This window comes from Streptomyces zhihengii (assembly GCF_016919245.1).
Lineage (GTDB): Bacteria > Actinomycetota > Actinomycetes > Streptomycetales > Streptomycetaceae > Streptomyces > Streptomyces zhihengii.
Map to the genome: position 1 here is coordinate 567,353 of NZ_JAFEJA010000002.1, position 25,054 is coordinate 592,406.

The window sequence follows — 25,054 nt, forward strand, 5'->3', positions numbered from 1 at the left end:
CTACGGCTGCTCATCGCCGAGCTCCCTGTCGATGAACGCGAACATCTCGTCGTCCGTCGCCTTGTCGAGTGCGTCGACGACCGAAGGGCCGGCGATCTGCTGCGTGCCGTCGTCGCCGTACTTGGCGATCATGGATTCCAGGCGCCGGACGAGCTTCGTCCGGGCATCCGCGTCGGCGGTCTGCGCCAGACCGGCCTCGATCTCCTGGAGCCTGTCGAGGAGCAGGGCCGTGACGGCCATCTCCTGCCGGGGAAGCAGCTCCACGGCGAGGAACTCGACGAGCTTCTCCGACGTCGGATGGTCGAACACCAGGGTCGCGGGAAGCCGCAGCCCGGTGGCGGCGTTGAGCCGGTTGCGGAGCTCGACCGCGGTGAGCGAGTCGAAGCCGAGGTCCTTGAACGACTGGCGCTCGCCGACCGCGTCGGCCGAGCCGTGGCCCAGGACCGTCGCCGCGCTGGTGCGCACCAGCTCCAGCAGCAGCTGCCGCTGCTGGGCCTCGGGCACGGCCTGCAGTTGCTGAGCCAGCGCCATACCGGCGCCCGACTGCTGGGCGACCGCGCGCCGGACCCGTCCGGACACCAGACCGCGCAGCAGCGCCGGAAGACCGGCCGGATCGGCGCTCCGCACCGCGGCCAGATCGAGATGGATCGGCACCAGGTGCGCCTCGGCCCGTCCGAGTGCCGTGTCGAAGAGGGCGAGGCCCTGCTCGGTGGAGAGCGCGGTACCGGCGTTGGTCGCCCGCGCCCGGTCGGTCTCGCCGAGCGCGCCGGTCATCGTGCTGGCCTGCTGCCACATGCCCCAGGCCAGGGACAGACCGGGCAGCCCCTCCGCCCGCCGGCGGGCGGCGAGGGCGTCGAGGTAGGCGTTGGCGGCCGAGTAGTTGGCCTGCCCCGGTGCGCCGAAGGTCCCGGACGCCGAGGAGTAGAGGACGAACATCGACAGGTCCGCGTCGCGGGTGAGTGCGTCGAGGTTCACGGCGGCGGTGGCCTTGGCCCGCAGCACCTTCTCCAGGCGTTCCGGGGTGAGGGCGGTGACGATGCCGTCGTCGAGGACGCCGGCGGCGTGCACGACACCGGTGAGCGGCGCTGTCTCGGGGATGGCGGCCAGCACCGCCGCGAGGGCGTCCCGGTCGGCGGCGTCGCACGCCACCACCCTTGCGTCGGCGCCGAGTTCGGCGAGTTCGGCGGTGAGGGCGGTCGCGCCAGGGGAGTCGGGCCCCTGGCGGGACAGCAGCACCAGGTGGCGGATGCCGTGCTCGGTGACCAGGTGGCGGGCCAGGAGCCCGCCGAGGGTGCCGGTGCCGCCGGTGATCAGGACGGTGCCGTCCCGGTCGACCGGAGCAGGGAAGGACAGCACGTTCTTGCCGATGTGCCTGGCCTGGGCCATCTGACGCCACACCGTGACGGCCTCGCGCATGTCCCACACCGTCAGCGGCAGCGGCTCCAGCACACCCCGCTCGAACAGCGCCACGACCTCGGCCAGGATGGCGCCCAGCCGATCCGGCCCCGCGTCCCACACATCGAACGCGTGGTACGGGACGTCGAGTCCGGTCCGCACATCGGTCTTGCCCATCTCGACGAACCGGCCGCCGGGGGCGAGCAGGCGCAGGGAGGCGTCGAGGAACTCGCCGGCCAGGGAGTTGAGGACGATGTCGACACCGCGCCCGCCGGTGGCGGTGCGGATGTGCTCCTCGAAGGCCAGGTCGCGGGAGTTCGCGACCCGTGCCGGGTCGACACCGTTGGCGACGACGGTGGGCCACTTCCCGGGGCTTGCGGTGGCATACACCTCCAGGCCCCAGTGGCGCGCCAGTTGCACGCCGGCCATGCCGACGCCGCCGGCCGCCGCGTGGATCAGCACCGCATCACCCGCGTCGGCCCCTGCCAGGTCCCGCAGCCCGTACCAGGCCGTCGCGAACACCAACGGCAGCGACGCCGCCTGCGCCCACGACCAGCCCTCCGGCACCCGCACCAGAAGCCGCCGGTCGGTCACGGCCTCGGTGACGAACCCGCCGTCGAAGAGCCCGAACACCCGGTCACCCACGCGCAGGTCCTCGACACCGGGACCGACCTCCACGACCACACCGGCCGCCTCGGAACCCATCACACCGGGCACCGGATACATGCCCAGCCCGATGAGCACGTCACGGAAGTTCACGCCCGCGGCACGGACCGCGACCCGCACCTGACCCTGGCCCGGCTGCTGGACGTCCACCGTCGCGACGTGCAGGGACTCCAGCGTGCCGTCGGCGCCCGGCAGCAGGTGCCAGCCCCCGTCCGGCAGCACCAGTCCGTCACCGGCCGGCCGGGTCAGCCGGGGTGCCAGCAGCGCGCCGTCGCGGACCGCGATCTGCGGCTCGTCCAGGGCGGTCAGCAGGGACAGGTCCACTGGCGAGTCGTCGGCCGGGTCGGTGTCGACCAGGACGATGCGGTCCGGGTGCTCCGACTGCGCCGAGCGCACCAGACCCCAGACCGCCGCACCCACGGCCTCCACCGCACCGCGACGACCGGCCGGCATCGCACCGCGGGTCACCACGGCCAGGCGTGCCTGTTCGGGGCCGTCCTCGCCCAGCCACTCCTGCACCCGGTGCAGGACCTCGCCGAGGACCTGTTCCACCGGGCCGTCGCCGGCCTCCAGCACCGTCCACTCGACGGAATCCGCCTCGCCGGAGGCGTTCCCCGAGGGCAGCGGGACCCACTCCACCGCGAACAGCGCGTCATCGGCCGACCCCGCCGCGGGCAACTGCTCCCGGGACATCGCCCGCAGCGTCAGTGACCGGACGAGGGCGACCGGCGCTCCGGTGCCGTCGGCGGCCTCGATGGCCACGCCGTCGCCGTCGGGCCGGATCGCCACGCGCAGCGTGGTCGCCCCGACGGCGAACAGCTCCACACCCGACCACGCGAACGGCAGCCGAGGCCCGGAAGCCTCCGCGCCGTCCGCGCCGGGGAGGAGTCCGGAGGGGTGCAGTGCGGCATCCAGCAGGGCGGGGTGGATGCCCAGTCCTTCGACCGTCTCGTTGGTGTCCGGGAGTGCCACGTCGGCGTAGACGCCCGACTCGTCACGCCAGGCCGCCTGCACGCCCTGGAACAGAGGACCGTAGCCGAGGCCCGCGTCGGCCATCGCGTCGTAGAAGCCGTCGATGCCGACCGGGGCCGCGTTCTGCGGCGGCCAGACGCTCAGGTCGAAGTCGGATGCGGTGTCGGCCTGTTCCGCCAGTGCTCCGGAGGCGTGGAGTGTCCACTCGTCGGTGCCCTCGGCGCGGGCATGGATGTGCACCGGGCGGTCGCCCGAGGCATCGGGGCCCTCCACCCGCACCTGGATCTGGATCCCGCCGGTCTCGGGCAGCGCCAGCGGCGCCCGGAGGATCAGCTCCCGGAGCAGGCCGCAGTCGACTTCCTGCCCGGCCCGCAGCACCATCTCCACCAGCGCGGCACCGGGCACCACGACCCGGCCCATGACGAGGTGGTCGGCCAGCCACGGCTGCGTGGTGACGGCGAGCCGTCCGGTCAGCAACACCCCGTCGCCGTCGGCCAGCGGCACCACGGAACCCAGCAGAGGGTGACCGGATCCGGACTGGCCGACCGTGCGCGGGTCGCCGGTGCCCAGGTTGGGCCGCGGCCAGTACCGCTCACGCTGGAAGGCATACGTCGGCAACTCCACGACCCGGCCCGTGAACAGGTTCGTCCAGTCGACAACCGCGCCGGACGTCCACAGGCGGCTGAGCGCGGTGAGGGCGGTGTCGGTCTCGTCGCGGTCCTTGCGCAGGACGGGGACGAAGACGGCGTCGGTGACGGTGGTGTCCTGGGCCATTCCGGAGAGGACTCCGTCCGGTCCCAGCTCCAGGTACCGGGTGACGCCCATGGCTTCGAGGGCGGTGACGCCGTCGGCGAAGCGGACGGCTTGGCGGACCTGACGGAGCCAGTAGTCCGGTTCCTGCATCAGCCCCGGTTCGGCGACGGCGCCGGTCAGGTTGGAGACGACGGAGATCCGTGCCGGGTGGAACGTCAGGCCGTTCAGGACGCGACCGAACTCCTCCAGCATGGGTTCCATGAGGGCGGAGTGGAACGCGTGCGAGACCGTGAGGACGGTGAACCGGCGCCCGTCCTCCGCGCATTGGGCGGCGCAGCCCTCGATGGCCTTGAGGTCGCCGGAGAGGACGACGGAGGTCGGGCCGTTGACGGCGGCGATGTCCAGGCCGCTGTCGGCGACGTCGGCCTCGGTGGCCTGGACGGCGAGCATGCCGCCACCGTCGGGCAGCGCCTGCATCAGGCGGCCGCGTTCGGCGACGAGGGTGCAGGCGTCGTCGAGGTCGAGGATGCCGGCGACGTAGGCGGCGGTGATCTCGCCGAGGGAGTGGCCGAGCAGGACGTCCGGGGTCACGCCCCAGGACTCGACGAGGCGGAAGAGGGCGACTTCGAGGGCGAAGAGGCCGGCCTGGGCCCACATCGTCCGGTCGAGGTCGGCGCCGTCGGTCAGAACCTCGCGCAGGGGGCGTTCGAGTCGTGCGTCGAGGCGGGCGCAGACCGCGTCGAACGCGTCGGCGAAGACCGGGAACTGCTCGTAGAGCCCGAGTCCCATACCGGCGCGCTGCGATCCCTGGCCGGTGAACAGGAACGCCGTCCGGCCTTCGTCAGCAACACCGGTGGCCAGAACGTCCCCGTCGGCGGCGAGGACCACGCGGTGCTCCAGGGCGGCGCGGGTGGTCGCGAGCGACCAGGCCACGTCGAGGACGTCCACCTCCGGACGCTCGCCCAGGAACGACTGCAACTGCTCGACCTGCGCCCGCAGCGCGTCCTCGGTCTTTCCGGACAGCACCCACGGCACGGGCCGCTGCGCATGAGTCGGCACGATCTCCTGGGCTCGCTTGGGTGCCGGCTTAGGTGCGGGTGCCTGTTCCAGGATGACGTGGGCGTTGGTGCCGCTGATGCCGAACGAGGACACGGCCGCGCGGCGCGGACGGTCACCGGTCTCGGGCCACGACCGTGCCTCGGTGAGCAGCTCCACAGCACCGATGGACCAGTCCACCTGCGGCGACGGCTCGTCGACATGCAGCGTCGCCGGCAGCACGCCGTTGCGCAGGGCCATCACCATCTTGATCACACCCGAGGCCCCGGCGGCTGCTTGGGTGTGGCCGATGTTGGACTTGATGGAGCCGAGCCACAGGGGTTCGTGGTTCTCGTCGCGGTTCTGGCCGTAGGTGGCGAGGAGGGCTTGGGCTTCGATGGGGTCGCCGAGGCGGGTGCCGGTGCCGTGGGCTTCGACGGCGTCGATGTCGGCGCCGGTGAGGCGTGCGTTGGCGAGGGCTTGCTGGATGACGCGTTGTTGGGAGGGGCCGTTGGGTGCGGTGAGGCCGTTGGAGGCGCCGTCCTGGTTGACGGCGCTGCCGCGGATGACGGCGAGGATGTCGTGTCCGTTGCGCTGGGCGTCGGAGAGGCGTTCGACGAGGAGGATGGCGGCGCCTTCGGACCAGCCGGTGCCGTCGGCGGCGGCGGCGAAGGATTTGCAGCGTCCGTCGGCGGCGAGGCCGCCCTGGCGGGCGAAGTCGACGAACACGCTGGGGGTGGAGAGCACGGTGACGCCGCCGGCGACGGCGAGGTCGCATTCGCCGTTGCGGAGGGCTTGTGCGGCGAGGTGGAGTGCGACGAGGGAGGAGGAGCAGGCGGTGTCGACGGTGACGGCGGGGCCTTCGAGTCCGAAGACATAGGCGGCGCGGCCTGAGAGGACGCTGCCGGCGTTGCCGGTGCCGAGGAAGGCGTCGACGCCGTCGGGGACCATGCCCAGGCTCTGGGCGTAGTCGTGGTACATGATGCCGGCGTAGACGCCGGTGGAGGATCCGCGCAGGGACAGCGGGTCGAGGCCGGCGGACTCGAAGGCTTCCCAGACGCCTTCGAGGAGGAGGCGTTGCTGGGGGTCCATGGCGAGGGCTTCGCGGGGGCTGATGCCGAACAGGGCGGCGTCGAAGTCACCGGCGCCGGTGACGAACCCGCCGACGCCTTCGACGCCGCTCCAGGCGACGTCCCACCAGCGGTCGTCGGGGAAGGCGCTCATCCCGTCGCGGCGGGCGGTGACCAGGTCCCACAGACCGGCCGGCGACGTCACCCCTCCGGGCAGGCGGCACGACATGCCCACGATCGCGATCGGTTCGTTGGCGAGTGCCGGCCTTGCGGGCGTGGCGGGGCGCCTGGTGGTGGCGGGTTCGTCGGTGCCGGTGAGGGTCTGGTCGAGGTGGGTGGCCAGGGCGTGGACGTTGGGGTAGTCGAAGACGAGGGTGGCGGGCAGGCGCAGTCCGGTGGTGGTGTTGAGCCGGTTGCGCAGTTCGACGGCGGTGAGTGAGTCGAAGCCGAGGTCCTTGAAGGCCTGGCGTTCGCCGATCGCGTCGGTGGTGGTGTGTCCGAGGACGTGGGCGACCTCGGTGCGGACCACGTCCTGGAGCAGGACGGTCCGTTCGCCTCCGGTGAGGCCGGTGAGGCCGGTCAGGCGGCGCAGCAGGTGCGTGTCGCCCGCGGCGGCGGCGGTGCGGCGGGCCCGGCGGACACCACTGGTGGGGGCGAGGGCGCGCAGCAGCGCCGGGACGGGTGTGGCCGCGTCGAGGGTGCGCAGGGCGGTGACGTCGATCGGCATCGCGACCACGCCGGCCAACTCGGTGCGCAGGGCGGTGTCGAACAGGGCCAGGCCCTGTTCGCTGGACAGGCCGGGGCCGAGTCCTCGGCCGGCCCGGTCCTGGAGGTGCCCGGTCATCGCGCTGGCCTGCTCCCACAGGCCCCAGGCGATGGACAGACCCGGCAGTCCCTCGGCCCGGCGGCGCACGGCGAGGGCGTCGAGGAACGCGTTGGCGGCGGAGTAGTTGGCCTGCCCGGCGGTGCCGAACGTCGCCGAGACCGACGAGTAGAGCACGAACAGGGCGAGGTCGGCGTCGCGGGTCAGCTCGTCCAGGTTCACCGCCGCGGTGGCCTTCGCCCGCAACACGGTCTCCAGGCGCTCGGGGGTCAGAGCGGTGAAGATGCCGTCGTCGAGAACACCGGCCGCGTGCACGACACCCGTGAGCGGCGCTGTTTCGGGGATGGTGGCGAGGACCGCCGCGAGGGCGTCGCGGTCGGCCGCGTCGCAGGCTACGACCTGTGCGGTTGCGCCGAGTTCGTCGAGTTCGGTGACCAAGTCGGCTGCGCCGGGGGCTTCCTGGCCCTTGCGGGACAGCAGCAGCAGGTTGCGCACGCCGTGTTCGGTGACCAGGTGGCGGGCGAGGAGCCCGCCGAGGGTTCCCGTTCCGCCGGTGATGAGCACGGTGCCGTCCCCGACCAGGGACACCTCCCGCTCCCCGATGCCGTTGGCACGCACCAGCCTGGGCGCGAACAGCACGCCGTCACGGATCGCGACCTGCGGCTCGTCCACGCCCGCCACCAGCGACAGGTCCGGCTCTTTGTCCCAGGCGGGGTCGGTGTCGACGAGGACGATGCGGTCCGGGTGCTCGGACTGCGCCGAGCGCACCAGACCCCACACCGCCGCACCCGCCGGGTCCACGACACCGTCGGTCGTCGCGGGCATGGCGCCCCGCGTCACCACCGCCAGACGCGACCCGAACGCGTTCTCGTTGTCAAGCCACTCCTGCACCCGGTGCAGGACTGCGCCGAGCACCTGCTCGACCGGGCCGTCACCGGCCTCCAGCACCGTCCAGTCGAACGCGTCCGCCGCCTGGGCGGAGGTGGGGGCGGACGGCAGTGCGACCCACTCCACCGCGAACAGTGCGTCATCGGAGGGGGCGGACGTGGGCAGCTGCTCCGCCGACACCACCCGCGACATCAGTGAGCGAACGAAGGCGACCGGGGTACCGGTGCCGTCGGCGGCCTTGATGCTCACGCCGTCGCCGTCGGGCTGAATCGCCACGCGCAGGGTGGTCGCCTCTACGGCGAAGAGTTCCACGCCCGACCAGGCGAACGGCAGCCGCGGCCCGGAAGCTTCCGCGTCACCGAGGATCAGACCGGAGGGGTGGAGTGCGGCGTCCAGCAGGGCCGGGTGGATGCCGAAGCCGTCCACCGCGTCCGGGACGGTCACCTCGGCATACACACCGGTCCCGTCACGCCATGCGGCCTGCACGCCCTGGAACACCGGACCATAGCCGAAGCCCGCGTCCGCCAGCGTGTCGTAGAAGCCGTCGGTGTCCACCTGAACGGCATCGACCGGCGGCCACACCTCAAGATCGAACCCGGGCACCCCGGCATCCGACGCCGCCAGGAAGCCCGTCGCGTGCAACGTCCACCCCTCGGCCCCGTCGACCCGGCCGTAGATCTGCACGGGGCGGTCGCCCGAGGCGTCCGGGTCCTCGACCCGCACCTGGACCTGGACCCCGGCGGAGTCCGGCAGCACCAGCGGCGCCTGGAGCACCAGCTCCCGCAGCAGACCACAGCCCACCTCCTGCCCCGCCCGCAGCGCCATCTCCACCAGCGCCGTCCCAGGCACCACGACCCGCCCGAGCACCACATGATCAGCCAACCACGGCAGCGCCTCCACCGACAGACGACCGGTCAGCAACGCACCGTCACCCTCGGCCAGCGGAACCACCGAACCCAGCAGCGCATGCCCGGAACCGGCCTGACCGACAGCCCGCAGATCACCGCTGCCCGGGTTCGCCCGCGGCCAGAACCGCTCCCGCTCGAACGCATACCTCGGCAGATCGACAACCTGCCCACCCCAACCCGCGAACACCCCGGGCCAGTCGACATCCACACCCGCCGCCCAGAGGCGACTGATCGCGGCCAGCGCGGCCTCGGTCTCGTCCCGCTCCTTGCGTAGAACGGGGACGAAGACGGCGTCGGTGGCGGTGTCGGTGTCCTGGGCCATGCCCGAGAGGACTCCGTCCGGGCCCAGCTCGACGTAGCGCGTAACGCCCAAGGCGTGAAGAGATGCGATGCCGTCCGCGAAGCGGACCGTCCGACGGATCTGCTCCAGCCAGTACGCCGGTTCCTGCATGGCGCCGGGCTCGGCGACGGCGCCGGTCAGGTTCGACATGACCGGGATGCGTGCGGGGTGGAACGTCAGGCCGTTCAGGACGCGGCCGAACTCCTCCAGCATGGGTTCCATCAGGGCGGAGTGGAACGCGTGCGACACGGTGAGGGTGTTGTGCCGGAGGCCCTGCTCGACACATTCGGCGGCGTAGCGCTCGACGGCTTCGATGCTGCCGGAGAGGACGACGGAGGTGGGGCCGTTGACGGCGGCGATGTCGAGTCCGGAGTCGGCGACATCGGCTTCGGTCGCCTGGACGGCGAGCATGCCGCCACCGGCGGGCAGCGCCTGCATCAGCCGGCCCCGCTCAGCCACCAGCACACAGGCGTCGTCGAGGTCGAGGATGCCCGCCACGTGCGCGGCGGTGATTTCGCCGAGGGAGTGGCCGAGCAGGACGTCCGGGGTCACGCCCCAGGACTCGACGAGGCGGAACAGGGCGACTTCGAGGGCGAAGAGGCCGGCCTGGGCCCACATGGTCCGGTCGAGGTCGGTTCCGTCGGTGAGGACGTCGCGCAGGGGGCGTTCGAGGCGCAGGTCGAGGCGGGCGCAGACGGCGTCGAAGGCGTCGGCGAACACGGGGAACTGTTCGTAGAGCCCGAGTCCCATGCCGGTGCGCTGGGAGCCCTGGCCGGTGAACAGGAACGCGGTCCGGCCTTCGGAGGCGATGTCCGTGGCGAGGATGGTGGTGTCCGAGCCGAGGACTGTGCGGTGCTCCAGGGCGGCGCGGGTGGTCGCCAGCGACCAGGCGATGTCCACCGGGTTCACCTGGGTCTGGTCGGCCGTGAAGGCTCGCAGGCGCTCGACCTGTGCCTGGAGTGCGGTCTCGGTCTTCGCCGACACCACCCACGGCACCGGTCCGGGCATGTGAGGCCGTTCCACGACCGGTGCCGACTGCGGTGTCGGTGCTTGTTCGAGGATGATGTGGGCGTTGGTGCCGCTGATGCCGAAGGAGGACACGCCCGCGCGGCGCGGACGGTCGGTCTCGGGCCACGAGCGTGCCTCGGTGAGGAGTTCCACCGCGCCGGTCGACCAGTCGACCTGCGGGGAGGGCTCGTCGACGTGCAGGGTCGGGGGCAGCACGCCGTGCCGCAGCGCCATGATCATCTTGATGACGCCGGCGACGCCCGCGGCGGCCTGGGTGTGGCCGATGTTCGACTTGATCGACCCCAGCCACAGCGGCTCGTGATTCTCGTCGCGGCCCTGGCCGTAGGTGGCGAGCAGGGCCTGTGCCTCGATCGGGTCACCGAGGCGGGTTCCCGTGCCGTGGGCCTCGACCGCGTCGATGTCGGCGCCGGTGAGGCGGGCGTTCGCCAGTGCCTGACGGATCACCCGCTGCTGGGAGGGCCCGTTGGGGGCGGTGAGGCCGTTGGAGGCGCCGTCCTGGTTGACGGCGCTGCCCCGGACGACGGCGAGGATGTGATGTCCGTTGCGCCGGGCGTCGGAGAGCCGCTCGACGAGGAGGAGGCCGGCGCCTTCGCCCCAGCCGGTGCCGTCGGCGCTCGCGGCGAAGGCCTTGCAGCGGCCGTCGGAGGCGAGGCCGTCCTGCCGGTCGAACTCGGCGAACGCACCCGGCGTGGCCATCACGGTCACACCGCCGACGAGCGCGAGTTCGCACTCACCGGACCGCAGTGCCTGACCGGCCCAGTGCAGGGCCACCAGGGACGACGAACAGGCGGTGTCCACCGTCACCGCCGGGCCTTCGAGCCCGAAGACGTACGAGATCCGGCCGGAGAGCACGGCGGCCGCGTTGCCGACGGCGGCGTGTCCGTCACCCTGATCGTCGGAGACGGCGAGCAGGTGCATGTAGTCCTGGCCGTTCGTGCCCGCGAACACACCCACGCTCTGTCCGCGCAGCGACCGGGGGTCCATGCCCGCCGACTCGAAGGTTTCCCACGCCGCTTCCAGGAGCAGGCGCTGCTGCGGGTCCATGGCCAGGGCCTCGCGCGGGCTGATCCCGAACAGAGCGGGGTCGAAGTCGGCAGCGTCGTGGACGAATCCACCGACACCACCCGCGACACCGGCCAGTTCCGTCGGCCATCCGCGGTCCGCCGGGAACACCGACAGACCGTCCACCCCGCCGGCCACCAGGTCCCACAACTGCTCCGGCGAGGTCACCCCGCCCGGGAACCGGCACGCCATACCCACGACCGCCAGCGGCTCGTCCGCACCCACCGGAGCCGTCACCGCTGCCGGCACCACCACACCGCCGGTTCCGGCGAGTTCGGTGAGGAGATGACCGACCAGGGCCTCGGGGGTCGGGTGGTCGAAGACCAGGGTGGTCGGCAGCGACAGCCCGGTGGCGGCGGTCAGCAGGTTGCGCAGTTCGACCGCCATCAGGGAGTCGAAGCCCAGATCCCGGAACGCGCGCTGCGGCTCCACCGCCTGCGCACCCGAGTGCCCGAGAACCGCGGCAGCCTGCCCCCGGACCACATCCAGAAGCACCTGACGACGCTTACCCTCCGACAGACCCGAAAGCTGCTCTTGCAGCTCGGATCGGGCAGCGGTCGGCAGGGGTATGGCCGCCGTTGCCGTGGACGAGGTGATCCCGTCCAGTAGCGGGCTGGGGCGCACTGACGCGAAGGCGGGGGCGAAGCGTTCCCAGTCGATGTCCGTGACGGTGATGTCCGTGCCGCCGAAGTGGATGGCTTCGGCGAACAGGCGCAGGGCGAGGTTCGCGTCCAGCGGACGTATTCCGCCGCGGTGCAGGCGTCGGACGAGGGTGCTGTCGGCGGCCATGCCGCTCTCGGCCCACGGGCCCCAGGCGATGGACGCGGCCGGCAGACCGCGCTCACGGCGCTGCTGCACCCAGGCGTCCACCCAGGCGTTCGCGGCAGCGTAGTTCGCCTGCCCGGCATTGCCGACCGTTCCCGCCATCGACGAAAAGACGACCAGCCACTCCAGCGGCAGGCCGGCCGTCACGGCGTCCAGGGCGGCAAGGCCGTCGGCCTTCGGCCTCATCACCGACGCCAGACGCTCCGGGGACAGACCGTCCAGCATGCCGTCGTCCAGCACACCCGCGGCATGCACGACGCCGGTCAGCGGCCACTCGGCGGGCACCTTCGCGACGACGGCCGCGAGAGCATCGCGGTCGGCGACGTCACACGCGGCGACCGTCACCTGTGTACCCAGAGCCGTCAGTTCCTCGACCAGGCCGTCGGGCGCGACACCGCCGCGGCTGGTCAGGACCAGGTGCGGGACACCCCGTCCGGCCAGCCAACGGGCCACCTCCGCACCCAGGGCCCCGGTACCGCCGGTGACGAGGACCGTCCCCGAAGGAGTCGGGTTCCACGCCTCGTCCACCACCCCGGATGGCACCGCCCGCACCAGACGGCGGCCGAACACACCGGTCCCACGCACGGCGACCTGGTCCTCACCGCCACCGGAGGCGAGGACACCGGCGAGCCGGGAACCGGCACGGGTGTCCAAAACCTCGGGCAGGTCGACGAGACCGCCCCAGCGACCGGGTACTTCCAGTGCCGCGACCCGGCCCAGGCCCCACACCGCGGCCAGATCCGGATTGCCCGGCCGGTCGGAACCGCCGACCGACACCGCGCCGCGCGTCAGCACCCACAACGGCGCCGACACCTCAACCAGCCCCTGCACCACGGCCAGCGTCTCGACCGCACCAGTGGCGACCAGCACCACACCGGCCACGTCCGACAGCTGCGCCACTTCCTCGACGGCGACGTGCACCACCGTCGCGCCCGCGGCGGCCAGCGCGGCCGAGACTTCCGCGTCCTCCGTGCCGACGACCGCCCACAGGCCGGACAGTGCGGCCGGCGGCATGCCGTCCAGCGGCTTCCACGTGATGCGGTAACGCCAGGAGTCGAGCGTCGACCGCTCCCGGTGACGCTGCCGCCACGCCGACAGGGCCGGCAGCGCCGACTCCAGACCGGCGAGCTCCTGAAGATCCCCACGCTCCACCGCGTCCCAGAACGCGGCGTCCACCAACTCGCCCGCACCAGCAGCCGCTATCGCAGCCTCCGGCCAGAACCGCTCACGCTGGAACGCATAAGTCGGCAGATCGACAAACCGGCCGCCCCAGCCCGTGAAGAGCGTGGTCCAGTCGACATCGACACCCGCCGCCCAGAGACGGCTCAGCGCGGTGAGTGCGGTGTCGGTCTCGTCGCGGTCCTTGCGCAGGACGGGCACGAACACCGCGTCGCCGACGGTCTCCTGGGCCATCCCGGACAGCACTCCGTCCGGGCCCAGCTCCACGAACCGCGTCACACCCATCTCCGCGACGGCCGCGACACCATCCGCGAAGCGCACCGTGCCACGGACCTGACGGAGCCAGTACTCCGGCTCCTGCATCAGCCCCGGCTCGGCCAGTTCACCGGTCAGGTTCGACACGACCGGGATCTCCGCCGGGTTGAACGTCAACCCGCCCAGCACCTGGCCGAACTCCGCCAGCATCGGCTCCATCAGGGCGGAGTGGAACGCGTGCGACACCGACAGCACACTGAACCGCAGACCGCGCTCCGCGCACTCCGCCGCATACCGCTCGATCGCCTCGACAGCACCGGACAGGACCACGGACCGCGGCCCGTTCACCGCCGCGATGTCCAGACCCGAGTCCGCGACCTCCGCTTCACCAGCCTGCACCGCGAGCATCCCGCCACCCTCGGGCAGCGCCTGCATCAACCGGCCCCGCTCGGCCACCAGCACACACGCATCGTCCAGCGACAGGATCCCGGACACGTGCGCGGCACTGATCTCACCCAGCGAGTGCCCCAGCAGCACATCGGGGGTCACGCCCCACGACTCCACGAGCCGGAACAGCGCCACCTCCAGCGCGAACAGACCCGCCTGCGCCCACACCGTCCCGTCCAGACCGACACCGTCGGCCAGAACCTCCCGCAAGGGGCGTTCGAGTCGCAGATCGAGCCTCGCGCACACCGCGTCGAAGGTATCCGCGAACACCGGGAACCGCTCATACAGCCCCAGGCCCATGCCGGCCCGCTGCGAACCCTGCCCCGTGAACAGGAACGCCGTCCGCCCCTCACCCGCGACACCCGCGGCCAGAGCATCCCCACCGGAGGCCAGCACCACCCGATGCTCCAACGCCGCACGCGTGGTCGCCAGCGACCAGGCCACGTCCACCGCGTCCAGCTCGGGGCGCTGCGCCGTGAACGACCGCAGCCGCTCGACCTGCGCCCGCAGCCCGGCCTCGGACTTCGCCGACACCACCCACGGGGCCGCTCCCGGCAGCGGCCCCGCGGCGTCGAGCGCCGCGGGCTCCGATTCCGGAGCCTGCTCCAGGATGACGTGGGCGTTCGTGCCGCTGATGCCGAACGAGGAGACCGCCGCGCGCCGCGGACGGTCGTCGACGGCGAGCCAGGGGCGTGCCTCGGTGAGGAGCCGCACCGCACCGGCGGACCAGTCCACCTGCGGCGACGGCTCGTCCACATGGAGTGTCGACGGCAGCAGGCCGTGTCGCATGGCCATGATCATCTTGATGATGCCGGCGACACCCGCCGCCGCCTGCGTGTGGCCGATGTTCGACTTGATCGAACCGAGCCACAACGGCTCGCTGTCGTCACGACCCTGGCCGTAGGTCGCCAGCAGCGCCTGCGCCTCGATCGGGTCTCCGAGACGCGTGCCGGTGCCATGGGCCTCGACCACGTCCACATCCGCACCGGTCAGGTGGGCGTTCGTCAGCGCCTGGCGTATCACGCGCTGCTGGGAGGGGCCGTTGGGTGCGGTGAGTCCGTTGGAGGCGCCGTCCTGGTTGACGGCGCTGCCGCGGACCACGGCCAGGATCTGGTGTCCGTTGCGCCGGGCGTCGGAGAGTCGCTCGACGAGGAGCAGGCCGACGCCTTCGGCCCAGCCGGTGCCGTCCGCACCGGCCGCGAAGGACTTGCAGCGGCCGTCGGAGGCGAGGCCGTCCTGGCGGTCGAACTCGGCGAACGCGCCGGGGGTGACCATCACGGTGACGCCGCCGGCGAGGGCCAGGTCGCATTCACCGTTCCGCAGCGCCTGCGCCGCGAGGTGCAGGGCGACCAGCGAGGACGAGCACGCCGTGTCCACCGTCACGGCCGGGCCCTCCAGCCCGAAGACGTAGGCGAGGCGGCCGGAGACCACGCTGTGCGCGGTGCCGGTCAGCAGGTGCCCCTCGGAGCCGGCGACGCCGTTGCTGCCATAGCCGGACGGCGACGCGCCCGCGAACACACCCACGTCACGTCCGCGCAGGGACCGAGGGTTCATGCCCGCTGATTCCAGCGTCTCCCAGGCGGTTTCGAGAAGCAGGCGCTGCTGCGGGTCCATGGCGAGCGCCTCGCGCGGGCTGATCCCGAACAGGTCGGCGTCGAACTCCCCGGCGTCGTGCACGAATCCGCCGAGCGCCGCCGTGCCGTCCAGCATGCCGACGGGCCAGCCCCGGTCCTCCGGGAACGGAGTGATGCCGTCGACCCCGTCGGCGACGAGGTCCCACAACTGCTCCGGCGAGGTGACACCCCCGGGGTAGCGGCAGGCCATGCCCACGATCGCTACCGGTTCGTCGTGGCCGGTGGCGGCGGGCACCAACCGCGCCCTGTCCGGCAGCGCGACGTTCGCGCCGAGGAACTGCGTCAGCAGGTAGTCGCTGAGAACGGTCGGGTCGGGGTGGTCGAAGACGAGCGTGGTCGGCAGCGACAGTCCTGTGGTCGCGGCCAGCAGGTTGCGCAGTTCGACCGCCATCAGGGAGTCGAAGCCGAGGTCCCGGAACGCGCGCTGCGGCTCCACCGCCTGCGCGCCCGAGTGCCCGAGGACCGCGGCAGCCTGCCCCTGCACCAGCTCCAGGACGACCTGGCGCCGCCTGCCCTCCGGCACACCGGCGAGTTGCTCCCGCAGACCGGTTCCCGGACCGGCGGCGTCTCCCGGCAGTGGAGCCGCTCCCGCGACCTCGGTCAGCAGGGGGCTGGGACGCACCGACGCGAACGCGGGGGCGAAGCGGTCCCAGTCGATGTCCACGACGGTGATGTCCGTGCCGCCGAAGTGGACGGCTTCGGCGAACAGGCGCAGGGCGAGGTTCGCGTCCAGCGGGCGTATTCCGCTGCGGTGGAGGCGCCGCAGAAGGGCGTTGTCGGCGGCCATGCCGCTCTCGGCCCACGGGCCCCAGGCGATCGACGTGGCCGGCAGGCCACGCTCACGGCGCTGCTGCACCCAGGCGTCCACCGCGGCGTTCGCGGCGGCGTAGTTCGCCTGCCCGGCGCTGCCGATCGTTCCCGCCATGGACGAGAACACGACCAGCCACTCCAGCGGCAGGCCCGCCGTCACGGCGTCCAGGGCGGCCAGGCCGTCGGCCTTCGGCCTCATCACCGACGCCAGGCGCTGCGGCGACAGGCCGTCCAGCATGCCGTCGTCCAGGATGCCCGCGGCGTGGACCACACCCGCCAGCGGCCACTCGGCCGGCACCTTCGCGACGACGGCCGCGAGAGCATCGCGGTCGGCCACATCGCACGCGGCGACCGTCACCTGTGTGCCCAGAGCCGTCAGTTCCTCGACCAGGCCCTCGGGTGCGACACCGCCGCGGCTGGTCAGGACCAGATGCGGAACACCCCGTCCGGCCAGCCAACGGGCCACCTCCGCACCCAGCGCACCGGTACCGCCGGTGACGAGGACCGTCCCCGAAGGAGTCGGGTTCCAGGCCTCGTCCACCACCCCGGCGGACACCGCCCGCACCAGACGGCGGCCGAACACACCGGTCCCACGCACCGCGACCTGGTCCTCACCCGTACCGGCGAGAACGCTCACGAGTCGGGCGCCCGCCCGGGCGTCCACGGTCTCGGGCAGGTCGACGAGACCGCCCCAGCGACCGGGTACTTCCAGTGCCGCGACCCGGCCCAGGCCCCAGACCGCAGCCTGGTCCGGGTCACCCAGTCGGTCGGAACCGCCGACCGACACCGCGCCGCGCGTCAGCACCCACAGGGGCGCCGACACGTCGCCCAGCCCCTGCACCACGGCCAGCGTCTCGGCCACGTCAGTGGCGACCAGCACCACACCGGCCACGTCCGACAGCTGAGCAACCTCCTCGACGGGCACGCTCACCACCGTGGCGCCCGCCGCGGACAACGCCTCGGAGATCTCCGCGTCCTCGGATCCGACGACCGCCCAGGTGCCGGTGAGCGTCGTCGACGGGAGGCCGTCGAGGGGCTTCCAGGTGATGCGGTAGCGCCAGGAGTCGAGTGTCGACCGCTCCCGGTGACGCTGCCGCCAGGCAGACAATGCGGGCAGGGCCGACTCCAGCCCGGCGAGTTCCCGAAGGTCCTCACGCTCCACCGCGTCCCAGAACGCGGCGTCCACCAGCGCGCCAGTACCAGCCGATACGGCCGAAGCCTCCGGCCAGAACCGCTCACGCTGGAAGGCGTATGTCGGCAGATCGACAATCCGGCCGCCCCAGCCGGCGAGCACGCCGTGCCAGTCGATGTCGACGCCCGCCGTCCACAGGCGGCTGAGCGCGGTCAGGGCGGTGTCGGTCTCCTCACGGTCCTTACGGAGAACGGGGACGAACAGCGCCTCGCCGGCGGTCTCCTGGGCCATCCCGGAGAGGACGCCGTCCGGGCCCAGCTCCACGAACCGTGTCGCACCCATGGCGCGGAGGGCGGTGACGCCGTCGGCGAAGCGGACCGCCTGGCGGACCTGGCGGAGCCAGTACTCCGGCTCCTGCATCAGCCCGGGCCCGGCCGCCGCCCCGGTCAGGTTGGACACGACCGGAATCCGCGCCGGGTTGAACGTCAACCCGGACAACACGCCGGCGAACTCCGCCAGCATGGGCTCCATCAGCACGGAGTGGAACGCGTGTGACACCGGCAGCACACTGAACCGCAGGCCGCGCTCGGCGCACTCGGCCGCATACCGCTCGATCGCCTCGACAGTGCCCGACAGCACAACGGAGTTCGGGCCGTTGACGGCGGCGATGTCCAGACCGGAGTCGGCGACCTCGGCTTCGGTCGCCTGGACGGCGAGCATGCCGCCACCCGCGGGCAGCGCCTGCATCAACCGGCCCCGCTCGGCCACCAGCACGCACGCGTCGTCCAGCGACAGGATCCCGGACACGTGCGCGGCACTGATCTCACCCAGGGAGTGCCCCAGCAGCACATCGGGGGTCACGCCCCACGACTCGACGAGCCGGAACAGGGCCACTTCCAGCGCGAACAGCCCCGCCTGCGCCCACGCCGTCCCGTCGAGACCGACGCCGTCGGCCAGAACCTCCCGCAGCGGACGCTCCGACCGGGTATCCAGCCGACCGCACACCGCGTCGAAGGCGTCGGCGAACACCGGGAACTGCTCGTACAGCCCCAGGCCCATGCCGGCGCGCTGCGACCCCTGTCCCGTGAACAGGAACGCCGTCCGGCCCTCACCCGCGATGCCCGCCGCGAGCACGTCCCCACCGGAGGCGAGTACCACCCGGTGCTCCAGCGCGCTGCGGGTGGTCGCGAGCGACCAGGCGACATCCACCGGCTCCAACGCCGGACGCTCTGCCACGAACGACCGCAGCCGCTCCACCTGTTCGCGGAGCGCGGCCTCGGACTTCGCCGACACCGCCCACGGCACAACTCCCGGTACCGGCACCGGCGCAACAGCCGGCTCGGTCTCCGGCTCCGGTGCCTGCTCCAGGAGCACATGGGCGTTGGTGCCGCTGATACCGAAGGAGGACACGGCCGCGCGGCGCGGACGGTCACCGGTCTCGGGCCACGAGCGCGCCTCGGTGAGCAGCTCCACCGATCCCGCCGACCAGTCGATCTGCGGGGACGGCTCGTCGACGTGCAGGGTCGCCGGCATCAGGCCGTGCCGCATCGCCATGACCATCTTGATCACACCCGCGACTCCCGCCGCGGACTGCGTGTGACCGATGTTCGACTTGACCGAGCCCAGCCACAGCGGTTGCCCGCTCTCGTCCCGGTCCTGGCCGTACGTCGCCAGCAGCGCCTGCGCCTCGATCGGATCACCCAGCCGGGTGCCCGTGCCGTGCGCCTCGACCACGTCGATGTCGGTGGCCGCCAGTCGCGCATTCGCCAGCGCCTGACGGATCACCCGCTGCTGCGACGGGCCGTTCGGCGCCGTCAGACCGTTGGAGGCGCCGTCCTGGTTGACGGCGCTGCCGCGGACCACGGCGAGGATCCGGTGTCCGTTGCGCCGAGCGTCGGAGAGCCGTTCGACCAGCAGCAGACCGACCCCCTCGGACCAGCCGGTTCCGTCGGCGGCCGCGGCGAACGCCTTGCACCGGCCGTCGGAAGCCAGTCCGTCCTGGCGGTCGAACTCGGCGAAAATGCCGGGGGAGGCCATCACGGTGACGCCGCCGGCCAGCGCCATGTCGCACTCACCGGCGCGCAGGGCCTGCGTCGCCCAGTGCAGAGCCACCAGCGAGGACGAGCACGCCGTGTCCACCGTCACGGCGGGTCCCTCGAAGCCGAAGGTGTAGGCGACGCGACCCGAGATCACACTCGGTGCGTTGCCCGTCAGCAGATGGCCGTCGGCTCCCTCGGGCAACTGCATGCCCATCCCGTAGGTGGAGGACGACGACCCGATGAACACGCCCGTCGAGGATCCCCGCACCTGCGCCGGCGCGATGGCGGCCGATTCGAACGTCTCCCATGCCGCTTCCAGCAGCAGCCGCTGCTGCGGGTCCATGGCGAGGGCCTCACGCGGGCTGATGCCGAACAGGCCGGCGTCGAACTCGTCCGCGTCGTGGACGAATCCGCCGAGAACGCCGGCGGCACCGGTCAGGTCGACCGGCCAGCCACGGTTGGCCGGGAAGGCCGACATGCCGTCCACGCCCTCGGCGACCAGGTCCCACAACTGCTCGGGCGAGGTCACCCCGCCCGGATAGCGGCAGGCCATGCCCACGATGGCGATCGGCTCGTCGTCCGCGGTGGCCGAGACGGGGCGCGGCGCGACGGGCCGGGCGTCGGAGGCACCGGAGAACTGCGACAGCAGGTAGTCGCCGAGGACCACGGGACTGGGGTAGTCGAACACCAGGGTCGCGGGAAGCCGCAGCCCGGTGGCGGCGTTGAGCCGGTTGCGGAGCTCGACCGCGGTGAGCGAGTCGAAGCCGAGGTCCTTGAACGACTGGCGCTCGCCGACCGCGTCGGCCGAGCCGTGGCCCAGGACCGTCGCCGCGCTGGTGCGCACCAGCTCCAGCAGCAGCTGCCGCTGCTGCGCCTCGGGCACGGCCTGCAGTTGCTGCGCCAGTGCCGTACCGGCGCCCGACTGCTGGGCGGCAGCACGGCGGACACGGCGGGAGACCAGGCCGCGCAGCAGCGCCGGAAGGGCTGCCGGGTCGGCGGTCCGCACCGCGGCGAGGTCGAGGTTGATCGGGACCATGTGCGCGGCGGGACGTGTCAGTGCAGTGTCGAAGAGGGCGAGGCCCTGCTCGGTGGAGAGCGCGGTGCCCGCGCTCGTCGCCCGGGCCCGGTCGGTCTCGGCGAGGGTGCCGGTCATCGTGCTGGCCTGCTGCCACATGCCCCAGGCCAGGGACAGGCCGGGCAGGCCTTCGGCGCGGCGCCGGACGGCGAGGGCGTCGAGGTAGGCGTTGGCGGCCGAGTAGTTGGCCTGTCCCGGTGCGCCGAACGTGGCGGAGACGGAGGAGTAGAGGACGAACATCGACAGGTCCGTGCCGCGGGTGAGTTCGTCGAGGTTCACGGCGGCGGTGGCCTTGGCGCGCAGGACGGTGTCCAGTCGCTCCTGGGTGAGGGCGGTGACGATGCCGTCGTCGAGGACGCCGGCGGCGTGGACGACACCGGTGAGCGGGGCCTCGGCGGGGATGTCGGCGAGGACCGCCGCGAGGGCGTCGCGGTCGGCGGCGTCGCACGCCACCACCCGTGCGTCGGCGCCGAGTTCGGCGAGCTGGGCCGTCAGGTCGGCCGCCCCGGGGGCGTCGGGCCCCTGGCGGGAGAGCAGGACGAGGTGGCGGATGCCGTGTTCGGTGGTCAGGTGGCGGGCGAGGAGTCCGCCGAGGGTGCCGGTGCCGCCGGTGATCAGGACGGTGCCGTCCCGGTCGAGGGGCGTGGGGACGGTGAGGACGTTCTTGCCGATGTGCCTGGCCTGGGCCATGTGGCGCCAGGCGGTGACGGCTTCGCGCGTGTCCCACACGGTCAGCGGCAGCGGTGCGAGTGTGCCCTGTTCGAAGAGGGCCACGATCTCGGTGAGGATGGCGCCCATGCGGTCGGGGCCCGCGTCGGACAGGTCGAAGGCGTGGTACGGGACGTCGAGTCCGGTGCGCAGGTCGGTCTTGCCCATCTCGACGAACCGGCCGCCGGGGGCGAGGAGGCGCAGGGAGGCGTCGAGGAAGTCGCCCGCGAGGGAGTTGAGGACGATGTCGACACCGCGTCCGCCGGTGGCGGTGCGGATGTGGTCCTCGAAGGCGAGGTCCCGGGAGTTCGCGATCCGTGCCGGGTCGACGCCGTTGGCGACGACGGTGGGCCACTTCCCGGGGCTCGCGGTGGCGTACACCTCCATGCCCCAGTGGCGGGCGAGTTGCGTGGCGGCCATGCCGACACCGCCGGCCGCGGCGTGGATCAGCACCGCATCACCCGCGTCGGCCCCTGCCAGGTCCCGCAGGCCGTACCAGGCCGTTGCGAAGACCAGCGGGAGGGACGCCGCCTGCGCCCAGGACCAGCCCTCCGGCACCCGCACCAGCAGTGGCCGATCGGTCACGGCCTCGGTGGCGAAGACGCCCGTGAAGAACCCGAACACCCGGTCACCGACGTGCAGATCCTCGACACCGGGGCCGACTTCCACGACCACACCGGCCGCTTCGGAACCCATCACACCCGGCTCCGGATACATCCCGAGCCCGAGGAGGACATCGCGGAAGTTCACTCCGGCGGCGCGGACGGCGATGCGCACCTGACCGGGCCCGGGTGGCGGCATCTCGACCGGTTGGACGTGCAGGGACTCCAGCGTGCCGTCGGCGCCCGGCAGCAGACGCCAGTCCCCGTCCGGCAGCACCAGTCCGTCACCGGCCGGCCGGGTCAGCCGGGGTGCCAGCAGCGCGCCGTCGCGGACCGCGATCTGCGGCTCGTCCAGGGCGGTCAGCAGGGACAGGTCCGCCGGGGAGCCGTCGGCCGGGTCGGTGTCGACCAGGACGATGCGGTCCGGGTGCTCCGACTGCGCCGAACGCACCAGACCCCACACCGCCGCACCCACGGCATCCACCGCACCGCGACGACCGGCCGGCATCGCACCGCGGGTCACCACAGCCAGGCGTGCCTGTTCGGGGCCGTCCTCGGCCAGCCACTCCTGCACCCGGTGCAGGATCTCGCCGAGCACCTGCTCGACCGGGCCGTCACCGGCTTCCAGCACGGTCCACTCGACGGAGTCCGCCTCGCCGGACGCGGTCCCCGAGGGCAGCGGGACCCACTCGACCGCGAACAGCGCGTCATCGGCCTGCCGGGCGGGCGACAACTGGTCCGGCGACACCGCCCGCAGCATCAGCGAACGGACGACCGCGACCGGCGCACCCGCACCGTCGGCGGCCTGGACGGTGATGCCCTCGCCCGAGGGACGGATGGCCACCCGCAGGGTGGTCGCCCCGACGGCGAACAGCTCCACCCCCGACCACGCGAACGGCAGGCGCGGCCCGGAGGTCACACCGTCACCGTCACCGCGTCCGAGTACGAATCCGGACGGATGCAGGGCGGCGTCGAGCAGGGCCGGGTGGATGCCGAGCATGTCGACCTGCGCCACGCCCGGCTCCGGCAGGAGCACCTCGGCGTACACAGCGGACTCGTCACGCCAGACCGCCTGGACGCCCTGGAACACGGGGCCGTAGCCGAAGCCCGCGCCGGCCGCCATGACGTCGTAGAACCCGTCGACGTCCACCGCGACCGCACCCTGCGGCGGCCACACCTCCAGACCGAACCCGGCCGCCGCGGTCTCCGATGCGGCGAGGAAACCCGCCGCGTGCAGGACCCACTCGTCGGCGCCCACGGCACGGGCATGGACGTGCACCGGCCGGTCGCCCGAGGCGTCCGGACCCTCGACCCGCACCTGCACCTGGACCCCGCCGGACTCCGGCAGCACCAACGGCGCCTGCAACACCAGCTCCCGGAGCAGGCCGCAGCCCACTTCCTGCCCGGCCCGCAATGCCATCTCCACGAGCGCCGTGCCGGGGACCACGATCTGACCGAGCACCACATGGTCGGCGAGCCACGAGTGTGTCTCGACCGACAGGCGGCCGGTCAGCAGCGCACCGTCACCGTCGGCCAGCGGCACCACCGACCCCAGCAACGCATGCCCGGCAGCCTCGACACCGAGTGCCCCCGCGTCCCCGCTGATCACACCCGGCCGCGGCCAGAACCGCTCCCGCTGGAAGGCATACGTCGGCAGGTCGACGGTCCGCCCGCCCCAACCCGCGAACACCCCGGGCCAGTCGACGGTGGCACCGGTCGTCCAGAGGCGGCCGAGGGCGGTGAGGGCGGTGTCGGTCTCGTCGCGGTCCTTGCGCAGGACGGGGACGAAGACGGCGTCGGTGGCGGTGTCGGTGTCCTGGGCCATGCCCGAGAGGACTCCGTCCGGGCCGAGCTCCAGGTAGCGGGTGACGCCCATGGTGTGGAGGGCGGTGACGCCGTCGGCGAAGCGGACGGCGTTGCGGATCTGGCGGAGCCAGTAGTCCGGTTCCTGCATCAGCCCCGGTTCGGCGGCGGCGCCGGTCAGGTTGGAGACGACCGGGATGCGTGCGGGGTGAAACGTCAGGCCGTTCAGGACGCGGCCGAACTCCTCCAGCATGGGTTCCATGAGGGCGGAGTGGAACGCGTGCGACACGGTGAGGGTGTTGTGCCGGATGCCCTGCTCGACACATTCGGCGGCGTAGCGCTCGACGGCTTCGATGCTGCCGGAGAGGACGATGGAGGTGGGGCCGTTGACGGCGGCGATGTCGAGTCCGGAGTCGGTGACGTCGGCTTCGGTGGCCTGGACGGCGAGCATGCCGCCGCCGGCGGGGAGTGCCTGCATCAGGCGGCCGCGTTCGGCCACCATTACGCACGCGTCGTCCAGGGACAGAATGCCGGCGACGTGGGCGGCGGTGATTTCGCCGAGGGAGTGGCCGAGCAGGACGTCCGGGGTCACGCCCCAGGATTCGACGAGGCGGAAGAGGGCGACTTCGAGGGCGAAGAGGCCGGCCTGGGCCCACATGGTCTGGTCGAGGTCGGTTCCGTCGGTGAGGACGTCGCGCAGGGGGCGTTCGAGGCGCAGGTCGAGGCGGGCGCAGACGGCGTCGAAGGCGTCGGCGAACACGGGGAACTGTTCGTAGAGCCCGAGTCCCATGCCGGTGCGCTGGGAGCCCTGGCCGGTGAACAGGAATGCGGTCCGGCCTTCGGTGGCGATGTCCGAGGCGAAGGTAGTGACGTCCTTGGTGACGACCGCACGGTGCTCCAGGGCGGCGCGGGTGGTCGCCAGCGACCAGCCGACATCGACCGAGGCGAGGTCCGGGTGGTCGGCCGTGAAGGCTCGCAGGCGCTCGACCTGTGCCTGGAGCGCGGTCTCGGTCTTCGCCGACACCACCCACGGCACCAGTCCGGGGGTGTGCGTCCCCGCAGAGTCCTGTACAGGCTGCGGTTCAGGTGCTTGTTCGAGGATGACGTGGGCGTTGGTGCCGCTGATGCCGAAGGAGGACACGCCCGCGCGGCGCGGACGGTCGGTCTCGGGCCACGAGCGTGCCTCGGTGAGGAGTTCCACCGCGCCGGTCGACCAGTTCACCTGCGGGGAGGGCTCGTCGACGTGCAGGGTCGGGGGCAGCACTCCGTGCCGCAGCGCCATGATCATCTTGATGACGCCGGCGACACCGGCGGCGGCCTGCGTGTGGCCGATGTTCGACTTGATCGACCCCAGCCACAGCGGCTCGCTGTCCTCGCGGCCCTGGCCGTAGGTGGCGAGCAGGGCCTGGGCCTCGATCGGGTCACCGAGGCGGGTTCCCGTGCCGTGGGCCTCGACCGCGTCGATGTCCGTGGTCGCCAGTCGTGCGTTGGTGAGGGCCTGCTGAATGACGCGCTGCTGGGAGGGGCCGTTGGGTGCGGTGAGGCCGTTGCTGGCCCCGTCCTGGTTGACGGCGCTGCCCCGGACGACGGCGAGGATGTGATGC

1 protein-coding gene (only partly in view) is annotated in these 25,054 nt (G+C 72.5%); it reads right to left on the minus strand.

From position 1 onward, the window contains the following. Positions 1-25,054 carry the 3' portion of a type I polyketide synthase gene (locus JE024_RS30610; RefSeq protein ID WP_244883270.1) on the minus strand. The gene runs 5,207 nt beyond the window's last position, so only the last 25,054 of its 30,261 coding nucleotides appear in the window; its start codon lies beyond the right edge, outside the window — the gene reads right to left on this strand; the stop codon is at positions 1-3.